13 protein-coding genes are annotated in these 18264 nt (G+C 63.3%); 12 read left to right on the top strand and 1 reads right to left on the bottom strand.

All coding sequences use genetic code 11. The features are described 5' to 3' along the window. Positions 1 to 244 precede the first annotated feature (244 nt). Genes NE850_RS21560 through NE850_RS21550 form a run of 3 tightly spaced genes read left to right on the top strand, consistent with a single transcriptional unit; the run spans position 245 to position 7274 of the window. Positions 245 to 3718, top strand: coding sequence for a transglutaminase family protein (locus NE850_RS21560; RefSeq protein WP_310699387.1), 3474 nt, complete (start codon positions 245 to 247; stop codon positions 3716 to 3718). A 29-nt stretch (positions 3719 to 3747) separates the two neighbouring features. After that, a complete protein-coding gene (locus NE850_RS21555) occupies positions 3748 to 6387 on the top strand; it encodes a circularly permuted type 2 ATP-grasp protein (protein ID WP_007178004.1) in 2640 nt (879 codons plus the stop codon). Then, positions 6384 to 7274: a transglutaminase family protein gene (locus tag NE850_RS21550; protein ID WP_007178003.1), complete on the top strand. Its 891-nt coding sequence runs from the start codon at positions 6384 to 6386 to the stop codon at positions 7272 to 7274. The genes NE850_RS21555 and NE850_RS21550 overlap by 4 nt, the downstream gene beginning before the upstream one ends. A 197-nt stretch (positions 7275 to 7471) precedes the next feature. Here NE850_RS21550 and NE850_RS21545 read toward each other — a convergent pair whose 3' ends face one another. After that, entirely contained in the window at positions 7472 to 7654 is a 183-nt protein-coding gene (locus NE850_RS21545) for a hypothetical protein (protein ID WP_157187717.1), read from the bottom strand. 88 nt (positions 7655 to 7742) lie between these two features. Here NE850_RS21545 and NE850_RS21540 point away from each other — a divergent pair, with 88 nt between their 5' ends. From NE850_RS21540 to NE850_RS21500, 9 genes are all read left to right on the top strand, one after another. Beyond that, entirely contained in the window at positions 7743 to 8348 is a 606-nt protein-coding gene (locus tag NE850_RS21540) for a hypothetical protein (protein WP_310699386.1), read from the top strand. Positions 8349 to 8827: 479 nt separating this feature from the next. Next, positions 8828 to 9781, top strand: a complete 954-nt coding sequence (locus tag NE850_RS21535) for a hypothetical protein (protein ID WP_165189091.1) — start codon at positions 8828 to 8830, stop codon at positions 9779 to 9781. 61 nt (positions 9782 to 9842) lie between these two features. After that, positions 9843 to 11048 (top strand): HlyD family efflux transporter periplasmic adaptor subunit, encoded by a 1206-nt coding sequence (locus NE850_RS21530; protein WP_165189089.1) that lies wholly within the window; start codon positions 9843 to 9845, stop codon positions 11046 to 11048. Positions 11049 to 11060: 12 nt separating this feature from the next. Continuing rightward, positions 11061 to 13178: a peptidase domain-containing ABC transporter gene (locus NE850_RS21525; protein ID WP_007177999.1), complete on the top strand. Its 2118-nt coding sequence runs from the start codon at positions 11061 to 11063 to the stop codon at positions 13176 to 13178. Beyond that, positions 13171 to 14475 (top strand): TolC family outer membrane protein, encoded by a 1305-nt coding sequence (locus tag NE850_RS21520; protein ID WP_007177998.1) that lies wholly within the window; start codon positions 13171 to 13173, stop codon positions 14473 to 14475. The genes NE850_RS21525 and NE850_RS21520 overlap by 8 nt, the downstream gene beginning before the upstream one ends. Positions 14476 to 14542: 67 nt before the next feature. Then, on the top strand, positions 14543 to 14965 hold the full coding sequence (locus NE850_RS21515; protein ID WP_007177997.1) for a MarR family winged helix-turn-helix transcriptional regulator: 423 nt from the start codon (positions 14543 to 14545) through the stop codon (positions 14963 to 14965). Between the two features lie 81 nt (positions 14966 to 15046). Further along, entirely contained in the window at positions 15047 to 15463 is a 417-nt protein-coding gene (locus NE850_RS21510; protein ID WP_007177996.1) for a MarR family winged helix-turn-helix transcriptional regulator, read from the top strand. Between the two features lie 91 nt (positions 15464 to 15554). Continuing rightward, positions 15555 to 16682, top strand: coding sequence for an HlyD family secretion protein (locus NE850_RS21505; RefSeq protein ID WP_007177995.1), 1128 nt, complete (start codon positions 15555 to 15557; stop codon positions 16680 to 16682). Positions 16683 to 16689: 7 nt separating this feature from the next. After that, the gene (locus tag NE850_RS21500; protein WP_007177994.1) at positions 16690 to 18261 is read left to right on the top strand and encodes a DHA2 family efflux MFS transporter permease subunit; all 1572 of its coding nucleotides are present in this window, start codon (positions 16690 to 16692) and stop codon (positions 18259 to 18261) included. The last annotated feature ends 3 nt before the right edge of the window (positions 18262 to 18264 follow it).

The following is an 18264-nucleotide window of genomic DNA, read 5'->3' as shown; positions in this document are numbered from 1 at the left end:
GGTTTAACGCACATTACGTGCATGATCGTGCATGAGCGTTGCGCCGCTTTGGTGCGCGGCCACGGAAATGGCCGGGGAAGGGCGCTCTGTTCGATCGACCGGACCGCAAGCCAGGTGCGGCAAACTTCACGGCACGCGATGATCCGGGCGGTACGGGCCGTTCACACGGTTTTTCGCAGTTGTTCAATAAACGGCATGAAGCTTGCTTTTTGGCGGGCTGCCATCCTTCGTCCAGGAGTCCGGTGTGTCCATACGCGTCGCGTTGCATCATGTCACACATTACCGTTACGACAGGCTGGTTTCACTGTCGCCCCAGGTCGTGCGTCTCAGGCCTGCGCCGCATTGCCGGACCCCGATCCTCGCGTATTCGATGCGGGTCGAGCCGGCTGAACACTTTATCAACTGGCAGCAGGACGCGTTCGCCAACTATCAGGCGCGGCTCGTTTTCCCCGAGAAGACGCGCGAATTCAAGGTGACGGTGGATCTGATCGCCGAGATGGCCGTCTACAACCCGTTCGACTTCTTTCTCGAGCCCTCGGCCGAGCAATTCCCGTTCGACTATTCGCCCGGCCTCGCGCTGGAACTCGCGCCGTACCTCGTCAAGCGGCCCATGACGCCGCGCTTCGCCGAGTTCGTCGCGAGTATCGACCGCACGCCGGCCGCCACCGCCGACTTTCTCGTCGCGCTGAATCAGAGGCTGCAACGCGAGATCCGTTACCTGATCCGCATGGAGCCGGGCGTGCAGACGCCCGAGGAAACGCTCGTGAGCGCGGCGGGCTCGTGCCGCGATTCGGGCTGGCTGCTGGTCGAGACCTTGCGGCAACTGGGGCTGGCGGCGCGCTTCGTGTCCGGGTATCTGCTGCAACTCGCGCCCGACGTCAAATCCATCGACGGCCCCAGCGGCACCGAGGTCGACTTCACCGACCTGCACGCGTGGTGCGAGGTCTATCTGCCGGGCGCCGGATGGATCGGCCTCGATCCGACGTCCGGGCTGCTGGCGGGCGAAGGGCATATCCCCGTCGCCTGCACGCCCGAGCCGGGCAGCGCGGCGCCGATCTCCGGCGCCGTCGACGAGTCCGAGGTCGAGTTCGAACACACTATGTCGATCGAGCGGGTGCTGGAGACGCCGCGCGTCACCAGGCCGTACAGCGAAGCGGTGTGGGCCGACGTGCTGAAAATGGGCGCTCAGGTCGATCAGAAACTCGCTGACATGGACGTGCGTCTGACGATGGGCGGCGAGCCGACCTTCGTGTCGGTGCGCGATCGCGACGCCGCCGAATGGAATACGGACGCACTCGGCCCGACCAAGCGCGCCTACGCGGTCGCGCTGATGGAGAAGCTGCGCGCGCGTTACGGCGCGACAGGTTTCCTGCATATCGGCCAGGGCAAGTGGTATCCGGGCGAGCAATTGCCGCGCTGGGCGATGTCGCTGTACTGGCGCGCCGACGGCGAGCCGTGCTGGCACAATCCGGCGCTGTTCGCGGACGAGCGCGAGCCCGGCACCTACACGGCGGCCGACGCGCGACGCTTCCTCGCGCATCTCGCGGCCAGACTGGCGCTCGACACGGACTGCATCCAGCCCGGCTTCGAGGACGTCTGGTACTACCTGTGGCGCGAGCGCCGTCTGCCGGTCAACGTCGATCCGCTCGACGCGCGCCTCGACGACGAACTGGAGCGCGTGCGTCTGCGCCGCGTGTTCGACGCGGGGCTAGGCGGCGCGACCGGTTACGTGCTGCCGCTGGCGCGCGAGCGCGACGAGCCGCACGAGTCGCCCAAATGGGTCAGCGGCCGCTGGTTTTTCCGCGACGAGCGCATGTTCCTGATTCCCGGCGATTCGCCGATGGGCTATCGCCTGCCGCTCGATTCGCTGCCGTGGGTGTCGAAGACCGACTATCCGTATCAGCACGCGCACGATCCGTTTGCGCCGCCCGTGCCGCTGCGTTCGGCCGCGCAGTTGCGTATGCAATACGACGGCCAGCAGCGCAGCCTGAGCCCCGCCGATGCGCGGCGCGCGGCGGCGCTGTCGTCTTCGGCGGCGGAATTGCTGAGCGGTATGCCCGGTGCCGGCGTAGTGGGCTACGCAGGTCAGCCCGGCGATCAGGAGGTGCCGGCGCGCGGGCAGTCGTCGAAGGAAACCATTCGTACGGCGATTTGCGTCGAAGCGCGCGACCCGAAGCGCGCGGCCGGTCCGAAGGCCGAAACGGACGCGTTCGGCAGCGGCCGCACGCTGCTGCATGTGTTCATGCCGCCGCTCACCGAACTCGACGACTATCTCGATCTGCTCGCCGCCGTCGAAGCGACGGCCGCCGAGTTGCGCATGCAGGTAGTGCTCGAAGGGTATCCGCCGCCGCGCGACGCGCGCCTGAAAATGCTGCAGGTCACGCCGGACCCCGGCGTGATCGAGGTGAACGTCCATCCCGCGGCAAACTGGGATCAACTGGTCGACCACACGGAGTATCTGTACCAGTCGGCGGCGGAAAGCTATCTCAGCAGCGAGAAGTTCATGACCGATGGCCGCCACACCGGAACCGGCGGCGGCAATCACTTCGTGCTCGGCGGCGCGACGCCCGCCGACAGTCCGTTCCTGCGCCGTCCCGATCTGCTGGCTAGCCTGATCGCATACTGGCACAACCATCCGTCGCTGTCGTATCTGTTTTCCGGGCTGTTCATCGGGCCGACCAGCCAGGCGCCACGGGTCGACGAAGCGCGCAACGATCAGGTCTATGAGCTCGAAGTGGCGTTGCGCGAATTGCAGCGGCAGATCGACATGCTCGGCGGCCGCGAAAGTGCGAGCCTGCCGGCGTGGATGATCGACCGGTCGCTGCGCAACATCCTGATCGACGTGACGGGCAACACGCACCGCGCCGAGTTCTGCATCGACAAGCTCTATTCGCCGGACGGCCCGACCGGCCGTCTCGGCCTGCTCGAATTGCGCGGCTTCGAAATGCCGCCGCACGCGCGCATGAGTCTCGCGCAGCAACTGCTGCTGCGCGCGCTGGTGGCGCGTTTCTGGCATACGCCGTACACGCAGCGGCTCACGCGCTGGGGTACGGAGCTGCACGATCGCTTCCTGCTCGGCACCTTCGTGAAGATGGATTTCGACGACGTGCTCGGCGAACTGAACCGCGCGGGCTTCGCCTTCGACAGCAGCTGGTTCGCGCCGCACTTCGAATTCCGCTTTCCGCTGGTCGGCGAGACCACGGTGAACGGCGTCTCGCTGACGATCCGCAACGCGCTCGAACCGTGGCACGTGATGGGCGAGGAGGGCTCGGCGGGCGGCACGGTGCGTTACGTGGATTCGTCGGTGGAGCGGCTCGAAGTGCGCGCGCTGGGCCTGAACGACAACCGCCATGTCCTGACCGTCAACGGCGTGCCCGTGCCGTTGCAGCCGACCGGCCGCGTCAGCGAGTATGTGGCCGGCGTGCGGTTTCGCGCGTGGTCGCAACCGTCGGCGCTGCATCCGACCATCGGCGTGGATGCGCCGCTCACTTTCGATCTGGTCGATACATGGAGTGGCCGCTCGGTGGGCGGATGCCAGTATCATGTCGCTCATCCGGGCGGGCGCAATTACCAGACCTTCCCGATCAACGCCTATGAGGCGGAAAGCCGGCGGCGCGCGCGCTTCTTCGCGTCGGGACATACGCCGGGGCCGCTCAAGGTCGATGCGCCGCAGCGCAGTCTGGAGTTTCCTTTCACACTGGATCTGCGCTACTGGTAAAACCAGCACACTCTTAAAACGACACGACCTTGGCCTTTCAATCGACTTTTCCCTTCGAAACGTCCGCGGCGCGCGCGGACGCTTCGTCCCTGTTGCGCCTGCTGCCGGCCCACGAGGGACATTGGGACGAGTTACGCGACGCCTCGGGCGCATTGCGCGAACCGTGGCGGCAATTCTTCGAACGGCTGGGCGAAGTCGGGATCGCGCGGCTCGACGATCATCTCGCCTCGGTCGCGCAGCAGATCCGCGACAACGACATCAGCTACAACGTCTACGCGGACAACGGCGAGCCGAGGCCGTGGGCGCTCGACCTGCTGCCGTTCCTGATCAGCGAGGACGAGTGGGCGCATATCGAGCGCGGCGTGACGCAGCGCGCGCATCTGCTGAACGCGATCGTCGCGGATATTTACGGCCCGCAGACCTTGCTCGAGCGCGGGCAACTGCCGCCCGCGCTGGTGTTCGGCCATCCGGGCTATCTGCGCTCGGTGAAGGGCTTCACGCCGCCGGGCGGCCAATATCTGCAGGTGGTCGCGGTAGATCTGGCGCGCACGCCCAACGGCGACTGGACCGTGATGGCGCATCGCACCGAGGCGCCGTCCGGGCTCGGTTACGCGCTGGAAAACCGCCTGATCGTGTCGACGCTGTTCGCCGATCCGTTTCGGGCCATGCGCGTGAGCCGGCTCGCGCCGACCTATTCGCAACTGATCGCAACCCTCGTGCAGGCGGCGCAGGCCACGATGCGGGACGACGGCGAAGGCGTCGACCGTTCGCCGCATATCGCCTTCCTCACGCCGGGGCCGTTTAGCGAAACCTATTTCGAGCACGTGTTTCTGGCGCGCTATCTCGGCGTGACGCTGGTCGAGGGCAAGGATCTGACCGTGCGCGACGACAAGCTCTATCTGAAGACCCTCGCCGGCCTCGAACGCGTGCACGTGGTGCTGCGGCGTCTGGACGACGCGTTCTGCGATCCGGTCGAACTGCGCGCCGATTCGAGCATCGGCGTGCCCGGCTTGCTGCAGGTGATGCGCGCGGGCAATGTGATCGTCTCGAATGTGCCGGGCTCCGGCTTTGTCGAATCGCCGGCCTTGCATGGCTTCCTGCCGGGCATCGCCGAGGTGCTGCTCGACGAGGATCTCGTATTGCCGAGCGTGCCGACGTGGTGGTGCGGCGAGAAAGCGGCGCGCAATCATGTCTTCGCGCGTCTCGACGAAGCGCTCATCGTGCCCACGTGGCCGGTCGCCGCGCGCGATGCGCCGCCCGGCATCGAGCAGGGTCGGCAGCGGTTGTCCACGTGGCGCGAGCGTATCGAAGCCATGCCCGACACCTATACGATCCAGCAGGCGCAGCGCTTTTCCTGCACGCCGCGTTACGAAGACGGCACCATTGGCCGCCGTCCGTCGGTGCTGCGCGTCTATGCGATCGCGGACGTCAACGGCGGCTGGCATGTGATGCCGGGCGGCTTCACCCGCATGGCCGCCGAACGCCAGACCACGGTGTCCATGCAGTACGGCGGCAGCAGCGTCGATACGTGGGTGCTGTCGAGCCAGCCAACTTCGACCTTCACGCTGCTGCCTTCGCCCATGCAGCCTGCCGACCTCGCGCGCAAGCACCGCACGGTGTCGAGTCGCGCGGCGGAAAACCTGTTCTGGGCCGGACGTTACGGCGAGCGGGCCGAGAACAACGTGCGGCTGCTGCGCCTGATTCTCGGCTCGCTGGAAGGCAACGACGCCGACGCGATGTTTCCGACCCTGGTCGAACTCGCCATGCATTGCGGGCTCGTGCAGTCCGGCGACATGTTCTCGCCGCATTCGCCGCAAGCCTTCGAGCGTGCGCTGGTCGCCAATCTGAGCGAGAGCACGGGCGCCGCGAGCATCGGCCAGAACCTGAGCTGTCAGGCGCGCTCGAACGGGGAAGTGCGCGGGCGTCTGTCGAACGACCACTGGCGCACGATTCTCGCGGCGCGCAACGATTTTCGCGACGCGTTGCAGACGCTGATGCCGGCGCCGGGGTACATCGGGGGTGCCTCGCAAGGCAATGGCAGTAACGGCAACGGCCGCGGCGAACGCTACGAGCGTTACGATCGCGTTACGTTGATGAACGCGCTCGAACGGCTGTCGGTGCAGTTGTCGGCGATCAGCGGCGCACAGGGCGACCGCATGACACGCGACGAAGCATGGCGCCTGCTGTTCGTGGGCCGTCACATCGAGCGCGTCTCGGCGATGACCTCGTTCCTGCGCGTGGTCGCCGATAAAGGCCAGCTCTCCACGCCCGCCGGTTTCGATCTGCTGTTGCAGCTGTTCGACAGCACGCTCACGTATCGCTCGCTCTATCCGGGGCGCTTCGAAGTGCCGGCATTGCTCGATCTGCTGGTCATCGAGCCGACCAATCCGCGCGGTATTTACGGCGTATACGAGCGTCTGCGCAAAAAGCTCGACGAGATCGCCGTGGCGGCGGGCAGCACGCGGCATCGTCCGTTCGCCGAATTGATGGCGCCGGCGGATTCGTTGCCGTCGCTCGAATCGCTGTGCGCCGTCGACGAAGACGGCGCCTACGGCAATCTGATTGCGGTATGCGATCAGATCGGCGGGTTTGCCGGCGCGGCCGCGCATGAAATCAGCGCGCGCTATTTCAGTCACGCCAGCACGGTCGCCTCGCAGGTATGGTCATGAAGAACGCGCCGACTGTGCTGTCCGTCTCGCATCGCACCACTTACCAGTATTCCACGTATGTGGAGACCGCGCAGCATCTCGCGACGATCCGGCCGATTGCCTGCTCGTGGCAACGCGTGGTCTCGCACAGCGAGAAGATCGAACCCGAACCGTCGTATCTGAATAGCCGGATCGACGCATTCGGCAACGACGTCCTGTATTTCGCGCTCGATGCGCCGCACGAGCGCCTGCAGCTCGTCAGCGAAACCACTGTGTCGCTCACGCCGCGCTGGACCGACCTCGATCCCGAGGCGACACCCGAATGGGACGACGTGGCCGACGCGCTGCGGTTTCGCGTCGGCGGCCAGTTCCGGCCCGAGGTGGAGTTCTGTTTCGCGTCGCCGAACATCGTGCCGCGGCCGTCGCTGCGCGCCTATGCATTGCCGAGCTTTCCGCCGGGCATGCCCATTGCCGCCGGCGCGATCGATCTGATGCACCGCATTCACGAAGACTTCGCCTACAAGCCTTCCGCGACCATGTTCGATACGCCCGCCGAACGCGCCTTCGAATTGAAGAGCGGCGTGTGTCAGGACTTCGCGCAGGTGATGATCGGCTGTTTGCGCTCGCTGGGTTTGCCGGCGCGCTACGTGAGCGGCTATCTGCGCAACGACCCGCCGCCGGGACAGCCGCGTTTGATTGGCGCGGATGCGTCGCACGCATGGGTATCGGTGCATTGCCCCGGCAGCGGCTGGATCGATCTCGATCCGACCAACGACGTACTTGCCGATGTGGATCACGTAACGCTTGCCATTGGCCGCGATTACAGCGACGTGTCGTTGCTGCGCGGAATGATTCTCGGTGGCGGTGCGCATCGGGTGGAAGTGGGGGTGACGGTTCTCGCGCTTTAGATGCGGGCTGCGCAGGCCGTTTTCAGCGGATATTCGGTGTAGTTCTTCCAGTGCTTCATAACGTTGCAGGCCGCGAACCAGCGTCGCGGCCGTTTCGGTCACAACTCCGCTTTTCACTTCTGAGAGGCGCGAATCTCTGTTCGGCAGGTGTCTTCACTCGACACGGTGTCAGTTTCATTCAACGTCAATGTCGCCGGTCAATCTATCGGCATCTTTGGGAAAATTCCGACGTTTTCTCGGTGAAATCTTACAACTGGCGAGACCGCCAGCGCGGATACTTTTACACGTTGCTCTGGGCAACCTGAACAACCTGAAAAGAACGTTCCGACGCCGATGACACCTGCCGCATGTTTTTTGCGCGGGGCGATCATCGTCGTCATGCAGGCGGGTGTGCATATCGTCACGCGCAGAACAAACATTGGTAGTTTTGAAATGGCGGCTAAAAGACAGTCCGAATTCACGCGGGAAATGAACAGGCGAGCGCAGCGGCGCACCCATGCGCTGATGTTAGGTGCGCTCGGCGTCTGTGTGTCGGCGCCTGGACATGCGCAGACCGTCATGGATGGCAGCGCCCAGTTCAACGATCAGCGTGACGATGGCGCGAGTGCTTCCGCTACGGAGTCGGGGCAGGCAATCGCTGGGAGCGAATGTATCGTGAATTCGTGTGCGCAAAGTCCGTCGGCGGCGCTCGGCTACGCTTTCAGTACGTTTCGTACGTCGGGGCAAGGGGCGGCGGATACGCAAAACTATTCCGGCTTCACTGCCGGCGCCAGTATCGGCAACTGGCAAGTGCGCGAGCGGGGCGCCCTCCAGTCCATCACGAGGCCAGGCACGTCATATCAGAACATCGCGGCTTACCGGCAGCGCGACATTCCGTCGTTGAAAGGTCAACTGGTTCTCGGCGACGCGCCTCCCTCCGCGGACGACAGCATCGCTTCGAATATCGCAACCGCGAACCAGACGGAAGGGGCCGAACGCCTGATGCTGTTCATGAATGCCGTTCCCATGAAGGTGTACGCACGCAATTCGGTTGTCTCATGGTCGGATGTGGAGCGCGGGAACGGGCATCACTAATGTCGACCGGCGCTCGCCAACAGGATCTGGAGTCGCGATCTTCAGAGACTCCGTGCAGAGCGGGTCGCTAAAGGATTCAAGGATTGGCCGAGCTTCGCAAGAGGCAAAGCCATGTTTGTAGGTCGTAGTTTGTCGCTGTAGTTGTACTAACTTTAATTTTTTAAATAAAAGGCAAGAAAATGCAAAAGATCGATCGTAACGCACTGGCTCAATCGAAAATCGCCGGCGGCTGCTGCAAGTGCTGCTGCGCACCGGCGAGCTCGCCGAAGGCGGCAGCGCCGACCAAGGCACCGGCAGCAGCACCGGCAGCACAGTCGGGTTCGCGCGCCTAAGCAGCGTCGCGATAGCGGTGTAAGGGTGGGCTGATCGTCCGCTCGCAGTCTCGCGAAGCCCGATCGTGAACGGTTGGGCTTCGCGTTCAGAAGACGAATTATGGCGTTCCCGCGGAACGGCTATGTCACCGTGACGAAGGAACAAGCATGAGGTTATTCAAAGCGTTGCGCGCGTTGCCCGGCACTTTCGGGCGCGGTGCGAGACACAGCCGCGACCGGCTCCGGGGCGCTTGCCTCTCGCGCATTCCGCTGCGCGCGATCGAGCCGCTTGCTATTTCAGCGTGGTATTTGAGGAGTCGCTTCAACGCGAGGCTCCGCTGGAACGGTATTGAGCGGCGGGAAGTCGGGCGCGACGTGTTGAAGCTCGAACATATCGATGCACGCCGCGTGCTGCCGGGCAGGGTGCTCGAGAAACTGATCGATCAGCGGCTACATTTCGGGCGGCAGCGCAATCGCGCGGAAGCGTGGCCGGATTTGCAGCGCGCGGCGAGCACTCTGGCGCAGACCATCAGGAAGGCAAAAAAAGCGACACCGGAGCGGCCGGTCATCGTTTCGCCGTTTCATTACGTCTCTCAATACGCAAACATTTACCTGATCGACGAACTGCGCAAGCAGCTCGGTCTCGCGTCCCTCGGTGTCGTATCGGGCGTTCCGCAGAATATCTACGGAAGCGATGAGGCGATGATTCCGCACATCGACATCCTCCACACCTATAGCGAAACGAACCGCAGCGGATTGGGTTTGCGTGCGGCGCGCTCGCTCAAACGCAACGGTGTTGTCGTGCTGTTCTCCGATGCACCGCCGTTCACGCTGAGCGGCTATCCCATGGAGACGGTCGGCGTATCCATTTTCGGCCGCTCAGCGCGAATTCATAACGGCGTATTTCGCATGGGCGCGCCGCTCGACGCGCTGCTGTTGCCGTTCTATCTGCGCTTCGAACATGGGCGTTTTAGCGCCGTTGTATTCGATCCGCTCGAACTGGCGCGTAGCGATGCGCCGCAGCGTGTCGCCGACTGTATAGAGAAGGGTCTGAGAGACAACTATTCACGCTCGCTGATTGCCGGACATCCTTCAATGTACGCATTTGCGCCGGCCAGATAATTCACGCGGCTAGCGCCGGAAATACCCATCTCGTCTTCGGAAGAGAGACGGCAGGACAGTCATGGACCCAACCAGTATTCCGCAGTACCAGGACATTTCCTGGCGATGGATCGCCTATGCCACATCGGCGATCGTGGTCGTCGCTATCGGCTTCGGCTTTCTGCATGAAGTGGAACTCAAGCAGGACGTGCAGTGCGAAATCGTATCGCCATCAGAAGTGAAGGTACGTGGTTTGAGCGGACTCGTGACGTCGGTGTACGTGCGTCCTTCGGAGCGCGTGACTTCGGGGTCGCCCTTGTTCACCTTGCAGCGCGACCTGTCGTTGTCGAGCGACGGCCGGCAGCGCACCCTGTTCGATTCGCAAATGCGCGACGAGCAGATTCGTGTGGCAGACGCGCAATACGCGCAGCGCAAGGCACAGCTCACCGCGCAGCGGGATGCTTCGCTGCTGACCGGATCGAGCCGTAAAGCGGAACTCGTTGCGCTGGATGAGCAGATCACCCAGAACCGCCAGCTTTCCGGCGAATCGCAGCAAAAACTCGTGCGCCTCAAGTCGGTGTCGGACTACGTCACCGCCGATCGTATCGAGCAGGCGAGTGCCGACGAACATCAGGTCAAGGTCGCCATTGCCCAGGGCGTGGCGCGCCGCGAACAATTGCTCGGCGAGATTTCCACGCTGAGCGGCACGCTGATCGACCTCAATGCACAACTGAAAGAGAACGACGCGCGGCACGAACAAAGCATTCAGGAAATCCAGATGCGCTTCGAACAGTCGCGCCAGGACGCAACGATCTCAGCGCCGCAGGCAGGCGTCGTCACGTTTTCCAGGCTCGTGGCGGGCCATACGCTGGAAGCCTCCGACATCGCGCTCGTCATTGCGACAGACGACAAGGGCGCATTGCGGGCGGCGCTGCGCATTCCGTCGCGCCGTCGAGGCTTCGTCGAGAAAGGCCAGATTGTACGGCTCAAATTCGACGCGTTTCCCTACGCGAAATTCGGCAGCTACGAAGCACGCATCGACGCCATATCGGACACGACCATGCAGTCGTCTCCCTCTCTTCCGGGCGTGCCAGGCTCCCTTGCCGCTCAAGCGGGCGGAGACGGCGACTACCTGGCGTGGGCGACGCTGCGCGGCAAGACGTTCGACTACGGCAAACAGCATTTCGATATTTTGCCCGGCATGCGGGCCACGGCGAGCATCGTCATCGAGCGTAGAACGATTGCCGAATGGGTGTTGGCGCCGCTTTTCCGCATGATCAGAGGCTAATCAGGGGGCCTTGTGCGAACGATTTATCAGAACGAAGTCGCGGAATGCGGCTATGCCTGCCTGGCCATGGTGCTCTCGCACCTGGGCCGAGCCACCGAAGTGCGCGAGTTGTCCGCATTCAGGCCGATATCGGCGAACGGCCTGTCCTTGATGGACCTGTACGACGTGGCGACCGAATTCGGCCTCGCCGTGCAGGCTTACCGGTTCGACGTCGCGGATCTGCCGTCGGTCAGGCGAGGCTCGATTCTTCACTTTGGCGGCGCGCATTTCGTGGTGTTCGAGAAGTGCGGTCATGGCTACGTTCAGGTTGTCGATCCTGCCAGCGGCCGGCGGCGGGTCTCGATGGATACGTTCGTGGCGAGCGTGTCCGGCTATCTGCTCGAATGCTCCGCCACGCCTTCAATGCCGCGCATTCGCGCGAAATCGCAGGTGCCCGGCGCGCTGGCGCGCGTGCGGGCGTTGAATCCCGCACTGCGCAAGCAACTGGCGAAAGTCATGTTCGTCGCGCTGGGCAGCCAGTTCGCGATCCTCGCCATGCCCTATCTGGGCAATCTCGTACTCGACTACGTGGTCTCGGCTGACAACATCAATCTGCTGGGCGTGCTCGTGCTGACATTTGCCGGCATCTTCGCGGTCGGTGCGCTCAGCCAGTATGTGGAAACGCGCCTTGTCGAATTGCTGCATCAGCTTACGCAGATCAACACGACCGAGGGGCTGCTCGGTCATCTTCTGCGCAATCCCATGTCGTGGTTCGAGAAGCGCCATGTCGGCGACGTTTTCGCGCGCATCAAGGCGCAGGACGAAATCAGCGTATACGCCACCCGTACCGTGACGTCGATGTGCATCGACGTCGCCGTGGGGTCGCTCGCACTCATTCTGATGCTCGTGCAAAGCCGCATGTTGACGGCCGTCGCGGTGGGCATGTTCGTCGTCTATCTTGCGGTCGCGCTGGGCATGTTCGCCCGCATGCGGGACAACCACGCACTGGTGCTCGAAACGTCGGCGCGTTGCGACGATGCATTGATCGAGACGATCCGCGCAGCGAGCCTGATCAAGCTCGCCCAGGGCGAGACGCGCCGCACGGCGCTCTTCATGATCAAGTACAAGGAATATGTGAGCGCGCTGCTGGCGAGTAACCGGCTGACCAGCGCTCGCGACGCAATTCTCAAGCTGGTGCAGTACGCGGACACGATTGCGATCACCTGGTTCGCCGCGCGACTGATGCTGGCGGGCACTGTATCCGTGGGCGTTTTCTATTCGTTTCTGATCTACAAGTCGCTGATGTCCGAGCGCTTTGCACACGCGGTCAACGGTGCGTTTGCCTACTTCATGCTGAGTGTGCCGACCGCGCGCGTGGCGGATATCGTCGAGTGCGAAGAAGAGCGGTATACGCCGCTTGCCGACTGCAACCGCGTGACCGAGATACGCATGTTCGAGCGGATTGAAGTGCGGAATGTGACGTTTCGCTACGGCGTTTCCGACCAGCCGGTTCTACGGGACGTGAGCATCGATATCCGGCACGGCGACAAGATCGCCATTACCGGGCCGTCCGGTGCGGGGAAATCGACGTTGTTCAAATTGCTGTCGGCTTCCGAACCGCTTCAGGAAGGCCAGATAGCGCTGAACGGCATTGCGTGGCCCAATCTGAGCGTCGACGAGATCCGCCGGCATGCCGCGCACATGCGTCAGGGCGACCTGATTCTGCATGGCTCGATTGCCGAAAACATCACCTTGTTTGCGGGCAGCATCGATGAAGACCGCGTGCACGCGCTACTCGAAGACGTGGGCTTACTACAGGACGTCATGCGTCTGCCGATGCGCACACGAACCGTCATTAGCGACACGATCGCGAACATTTCGGCGGGCCAGCGGCAACGATTGCTGCTGGCCCGCGCGCTTTATCAGGGCCGCAGTCTGCTGCTGCTCGACGAACCGACGTCCAATCTCGATCCGGCTTCGGTGCAACACGTAGCCGCTTTGCTGCGCCGGCTGGATTGCACGGTCGTGGTGATTACACACGACCGGTCACTGGCGGCCGCATTCGATGTTCGCTATCGTCTGATGGACGGCGCGCTGGTGCGCGAAATGCCCGATCATCCGCATCGTCTGCCGGAGCCGGCCCATGTTTGAGTTCCGTCTCGCGCACGTTGCGATCAGTCTGTTGTGCGCCATTGCGAGTCCCGCGTTTGCGACCGACCTTCTTACCGTAACGCAACAGACGCTCGGCCGCGACTCCAACCTTGCGCAGGCGCGCGCCGGCTACGCGGCGGCACAGCAGGCCGTTCCGCAGGCGCGCGCCGGGATGTTGCCACAGATTTCCGCAGGTTGGGGGCGCACCTATAACAGCATAGCGACGGATGGTTTTCCGAAGACGACCTACTGGCAGTCGGGATGGACCATCAATATCGCGCAGCCGTTGTTCGACTGGACGAAATGGAGCAACTACAGGCAGGCGGATTTCGTCGAAGCTCGCGGCACGGTCGAAGTGAATGCGGCGCAACAGGCCGCGATTCTGCGGGCCGTGCGCGTGTACTTCGAAGCGCTCGTTGCCGAAGACGAATTGAGACGCGTCAGCGAATACGCGAACGCTGTCGATCAGCAACTTCAATTGATCAACCGGGGCAAAGCGGGGGGCGAAGCGACGCTGATCGATCTGCGCGACGCCCAGACCGCGCGTGAGAAGATCGCGCTGGAGCAGATGGATGCGGAAAATACCTTGCGTGCGAAGCGCAGGGCATTCGCGCAAGCCACCGGCGTGCCCTTCGAAACGCTCGCGCGTTTGCCTGACTCGTTGCCGATGCCGCGCCTGGAGCCTGAAGACATCGAGGCGTGGGCCGGCCAGGCCAGAGATCATGCGTTCGAGGTTCAACTCAAACAACTGGACTGGCAGATTGCAAAAATGGAGGTGAGCAAGGCCACGTCGGCACATCTGCCCTCGGTTTATCTGACCGGAAGCTATACCCCGGCCGGCGCGGCATCCGGCTACTCGCGTCCCACCACGACGACAACGGGCATGCTCGCCATCTCGATCCCGGTTTTCTCCGGCGGTGAGACACAGGCCAAGGTGAGGGCGTCGTCCGCGCTGGAAGACAAGGCGCAAGAGGGCCTTGCGGGCGCGTCGCGCGACGCCGCGGCCGCGGCGCGCGACGATTACAGCCGCTATCAGTATGGACGCACGCGAATCGATCTGCTCACGCACCTCGTGGCCTCTTCGCGAGAGGTGCTGGCGGCAACCCGAATTGGCTTTCGGGTAGGGAGCCGAACGGCCAGCGACGTACTGAGAGCGATCGATGCGCTTTATTCCTCGCAACGCGATTTGCTGGCCGCCCGCTACGACGCCATCGGCGCGCTGATGCAACTCAAGGGCGACACGGCCGCCCTGAGCATCACCGACGTGGTCCAGATCAACGACATGCTGGTGCATTGAATGCGCAACAGAGTGTTCAAGCCAGCGAAACTTGACTCTGTGCGTATGCACATATAGACTGCGCATCATGAACCGTCCTCTCTCTTACGACGAATGCAACTGTTTCGCGCTGCGCCAGGCGGCGCGGCACGTCACGCAAATCTACGAGCGCCATCTCAGTGCCGTCGGGTTGACGGCTGCGCAGTTCACGATTCTCGCCAAGCTCGCGCGCACGCCGAATCTGCCCATGCTGGATCTGGCGGACGCAATGGTGATGGAACGCACCACGCTGGTCCGTGCCATGAAGCCTTTGCAGCGCGACGGTCTGGTGGTTGCGGAATCCGCGGAGCATGACGGCCGCACGTTGCTGTTCAGCCTGACGGAGAAGGGCGAAGCAACGTTCGACCAGGCCGCCATTGCGTGGCGTGCCGCGCAGGACGAGTTCGAAAAGAAGTTCGGCCATGCGCGCGCCAAAACGCTGCGCGCCGAGCTGTTCAGCATCACCGGCTAGCTGAGGCGTCCGCGCTCGTTCACTGGGGCATACGTGCGCCTGTTTGTGTGCATACGCACTCACTCACGAGGAAGTCCAGCAATGGAAGGGCTAATCGACGACGACTGTTTTGCCATCCGCCAGGCCGCGCGTTATGTCTCGCAGATTTACGACCGGCATCTGGGCAATGTTGGGCTGACCATTACGCAGTTTTCGCTGCTGGGGCGGCTCAAACGCACCGGCCCCATGACAATGAAGCAAATGGCCGAGGCCATGCGCATGGAACGCACGACCCTGGTCCGCACGATCCAGCCGCTGCGCCGCAACGGCCTCGTGTCGAGCGAGGCACTCGGCGCCGACGCACGGGCGCTGACAATCGCGCTCACCGCCGCAGGCGAGGAGCGGCTCAAGGCAGGCCGTGAACACTGGTATGCCGCGCAAGCCGAATTCGAGCACCGCTTTGGCGAGCGGCGCGCGGCCGCACTACGTAGCGAACTGTTTGCAATGACACGGGATTGAGTCCGAAGCCGCGAGTGCGGCAACGGATGGCCGGCGCAATTGACGCGCCGTTTTTTTCAACGTAACGAGTGCATACGCACATACCGACAACATGTCCACTACTCCATCGACTATCGCCCCGCCGAGCGCGGCGCAGACCGCCAAACCGGCACGGCGTATTCCGTGGATGCTGCTCGCGGTCATCACGGTCCTCGTCGTGCTGGCGCTGGCGGCGTCGTACTGGTTCTTCGTCGGCCGCTTCGTCGAAACGACCGACGATGCCTACGTGGGCGGCGATGTCACTGTGATGGCGCCGAAGGTGAACGGCTTTGTCACGGACGTGCTGGTGCAGGACAACCAGTTCGTCCACGCAAACCAGGTGCTGATCCGGCTGGATGCGCGCGACTACGACGCGCGGCTCGCGCAGGCCACGGCGGAAGTGCAGAGCGCGCAAGCGGCGGTGATTGAATTGCAGGCGAAGAAATCCCTGCAACTCGCCACGATCAACGAGCAGGCCGCGGAGGTCCGCGCATCGGGCGCCGAATTGACGCGCAGCGCCGCGGACCAGACGCGCTACCGCGAACTCGTGAAGGACGAAGCGGTATCGAACCAGGTGGTCGAACGCGCGGACGCCGATCTGACGAAAGCGCACGCCGCGGTCGATCGCAGCAATGCGGCGCTGGTGGCCGCGCAGCGCCAGATCGCCGTGCTCGACGCGCAGATCGGCGACGCCGAGGCGCGCATCGCCACCGCGCAAGCCGCCCAACGCGTTGCGGCACTGAACGTGGAGTACACGACGATCCGCTCGCCGATCGACGGCTATGTCGGCAATCGCACCGCGCGAGTCGGCCTGCTGGCGAACACGGGTGTGTCGCTGCTGACGGTGGTGCCAGCGAGTGGATTGTGGATCGACGCCAACTTCAAGGAGGACCAGTTGAAGAAAATGCGCGTCGGCGACAGCGTCGACGTCGATCTCGATGCATCGAGCAAACGCATCCACGGGATCGTGGAAAGCCTGGCGCCGGCCACGGGTGCGACCTTTAGCGTGCTGCCCGCCGAAAACGCCACCGGCAACTTCACGAAGATCGTGCAGCGCGTGCCGGTGCGGGTGCGCCTCGATGTGCCCAAGGACATGCAAGGCGTGCTGCGTCCCGGTCTCTCCGCCACGGTGAAAGTGCATGTCGATGCCCCGCAGGGGGACGCCCTTCGGAGCGCCGAAAACACGTCGGCGCGCGGTTGAGCCGATCATGACTCAAGTTCTCGCCAACCCCGCCGATTTGCCGACGCGAACCAAAGTTCTGGCGTTCACGTTGATGTGCATCGGCTTTTTCATGGCGACGCTCGATATCCAGATCGTTGCGTCGTCACTCAAGGATATCGGCGGTGGCTTGTCCGCGAGCCAGGACGAACTCTCGTGGGTGCAGACCTCGTATCTGATCGCCGAGATTCTGGTGATTCCGATGTCCGGCTGGCTCACCCGCGTGTTCTCGACGCGCTGGGTGTTCGCGTTTTCCGCGCTCGGCTTCACGCTCACCAGCATGTTGTGCGGTCTCGCGTGGGACATCAACTCGATGATCCTGTTCCGCGGTTTGCAGGGCGCGCTCGGCGCCGCGATGATCCCGACGGTGTTTACCACGGCATTCGTGCTGTTTCCCGGCAAGCAGCGCCTGATCGCCTCCACCACCATCAGCGCGCTCGCCACGCTCGCGCCGACCGTCGGTCCGGTGATCGGCGGCTGGATCACGTCGCAATGGTCGTGGCACTGGCTGTTCTATCTGAACCTGGTGCCCGGCGTCGCCGTCACGCTGATGGTGCCGAAGTACGTGCACTTCGACAACGTCGACCTGTCGCTGCTGAAGAAAGGCGATTACCTCGGCATCCTGCTGATGTCGGGTTTTCTCGGTTGCCTCGAATACGTGCTGGAGGAAGGGCCGCGCAAGAACTGGTTCGGCGACGACATAATCGTGACGTGTACGTGGATAGCGGCGATCTGCGGCTTCCTGTTCATCGTGCATGCGTTCACCGCGAAAGAGCCGATCGTCGACTTGCGCGCGCTGGCGATCCGCAATTTCGGCATCGGCAGTCTGCTGTCGTTCATCACGGGGATCGGCATTTTCTGTGCGGTGTTCCTGACGCCGGTGTTCTTGTCGCGTGTGCGTGGCTTCGATTCGTTGCAGATCGGCGTGGCGTTGCTGTCGGTCGGCTGTTTTCAGTTGGCCGCGATGGTGGCTTATTCGGTGGTCGCGCGCTTTGTCGATATGCGGTTGCTGCTGGTGTTCGGCCTGGTGCTGTTCGGCGTGGGCTGTTATCTGTACGTGCCGCTGACCAATCAATGGGGCTGGCAGGAGTTGCTGATCCCGCAGGCGTTGCGCGGAATCGGCCAGCAGTTCTGCATTCCACCCATTGTCACGATGGCGCTCGGTTCATTGCCGATGTCGCGGCTTCGTTCCGCGAGCGGCCTGTTCAATCTGATGCGTAACCTCGGCGGCGCGATCGGCATTGCGGTGAGCAGCACGATGCTCAACGACCGCCTGAATCTGCACTATGAGCGGCTGGATGAACATCTGAACGTGGGCCGTCCGGTGGTCGAGTCGATCTTGCAGCAACAAGGCGCGCATTTCGCGGCAGTGGGCGGCAACGTGCTGAACGCGGCAAACGCGGGGCTCGGCGAACTGCACGCTCTGCTGATGCGCGAAGCACTCGTGCTCACGTTCTCCGATACCTTCTTCGCCCTGTCGCTGTGTTTCGTGGTCGGCCTGCTGAGCGTGCTGTTCTCGCGCCCGTTCGGCAACAACGCTCCGCCACCCGATGCCCATTGAGGA

The sequence above is a fragment of the Paraburkholderia sp. USG1 genome, from assembly GCF_031570135.1.
Taxonomy (GTDB): domain Bacteria; phylum Pseudomonadota; class Gammaproteobacteria; order Burkholderiales; family Burkholderiaceae; genus Paraburkholderia; species Paraburkholderia dioscoreae.
Note: the sequence above shows the minus strand (reverse complement) of the source record. Positions and strands in the feature narration are given on the sequence as shown.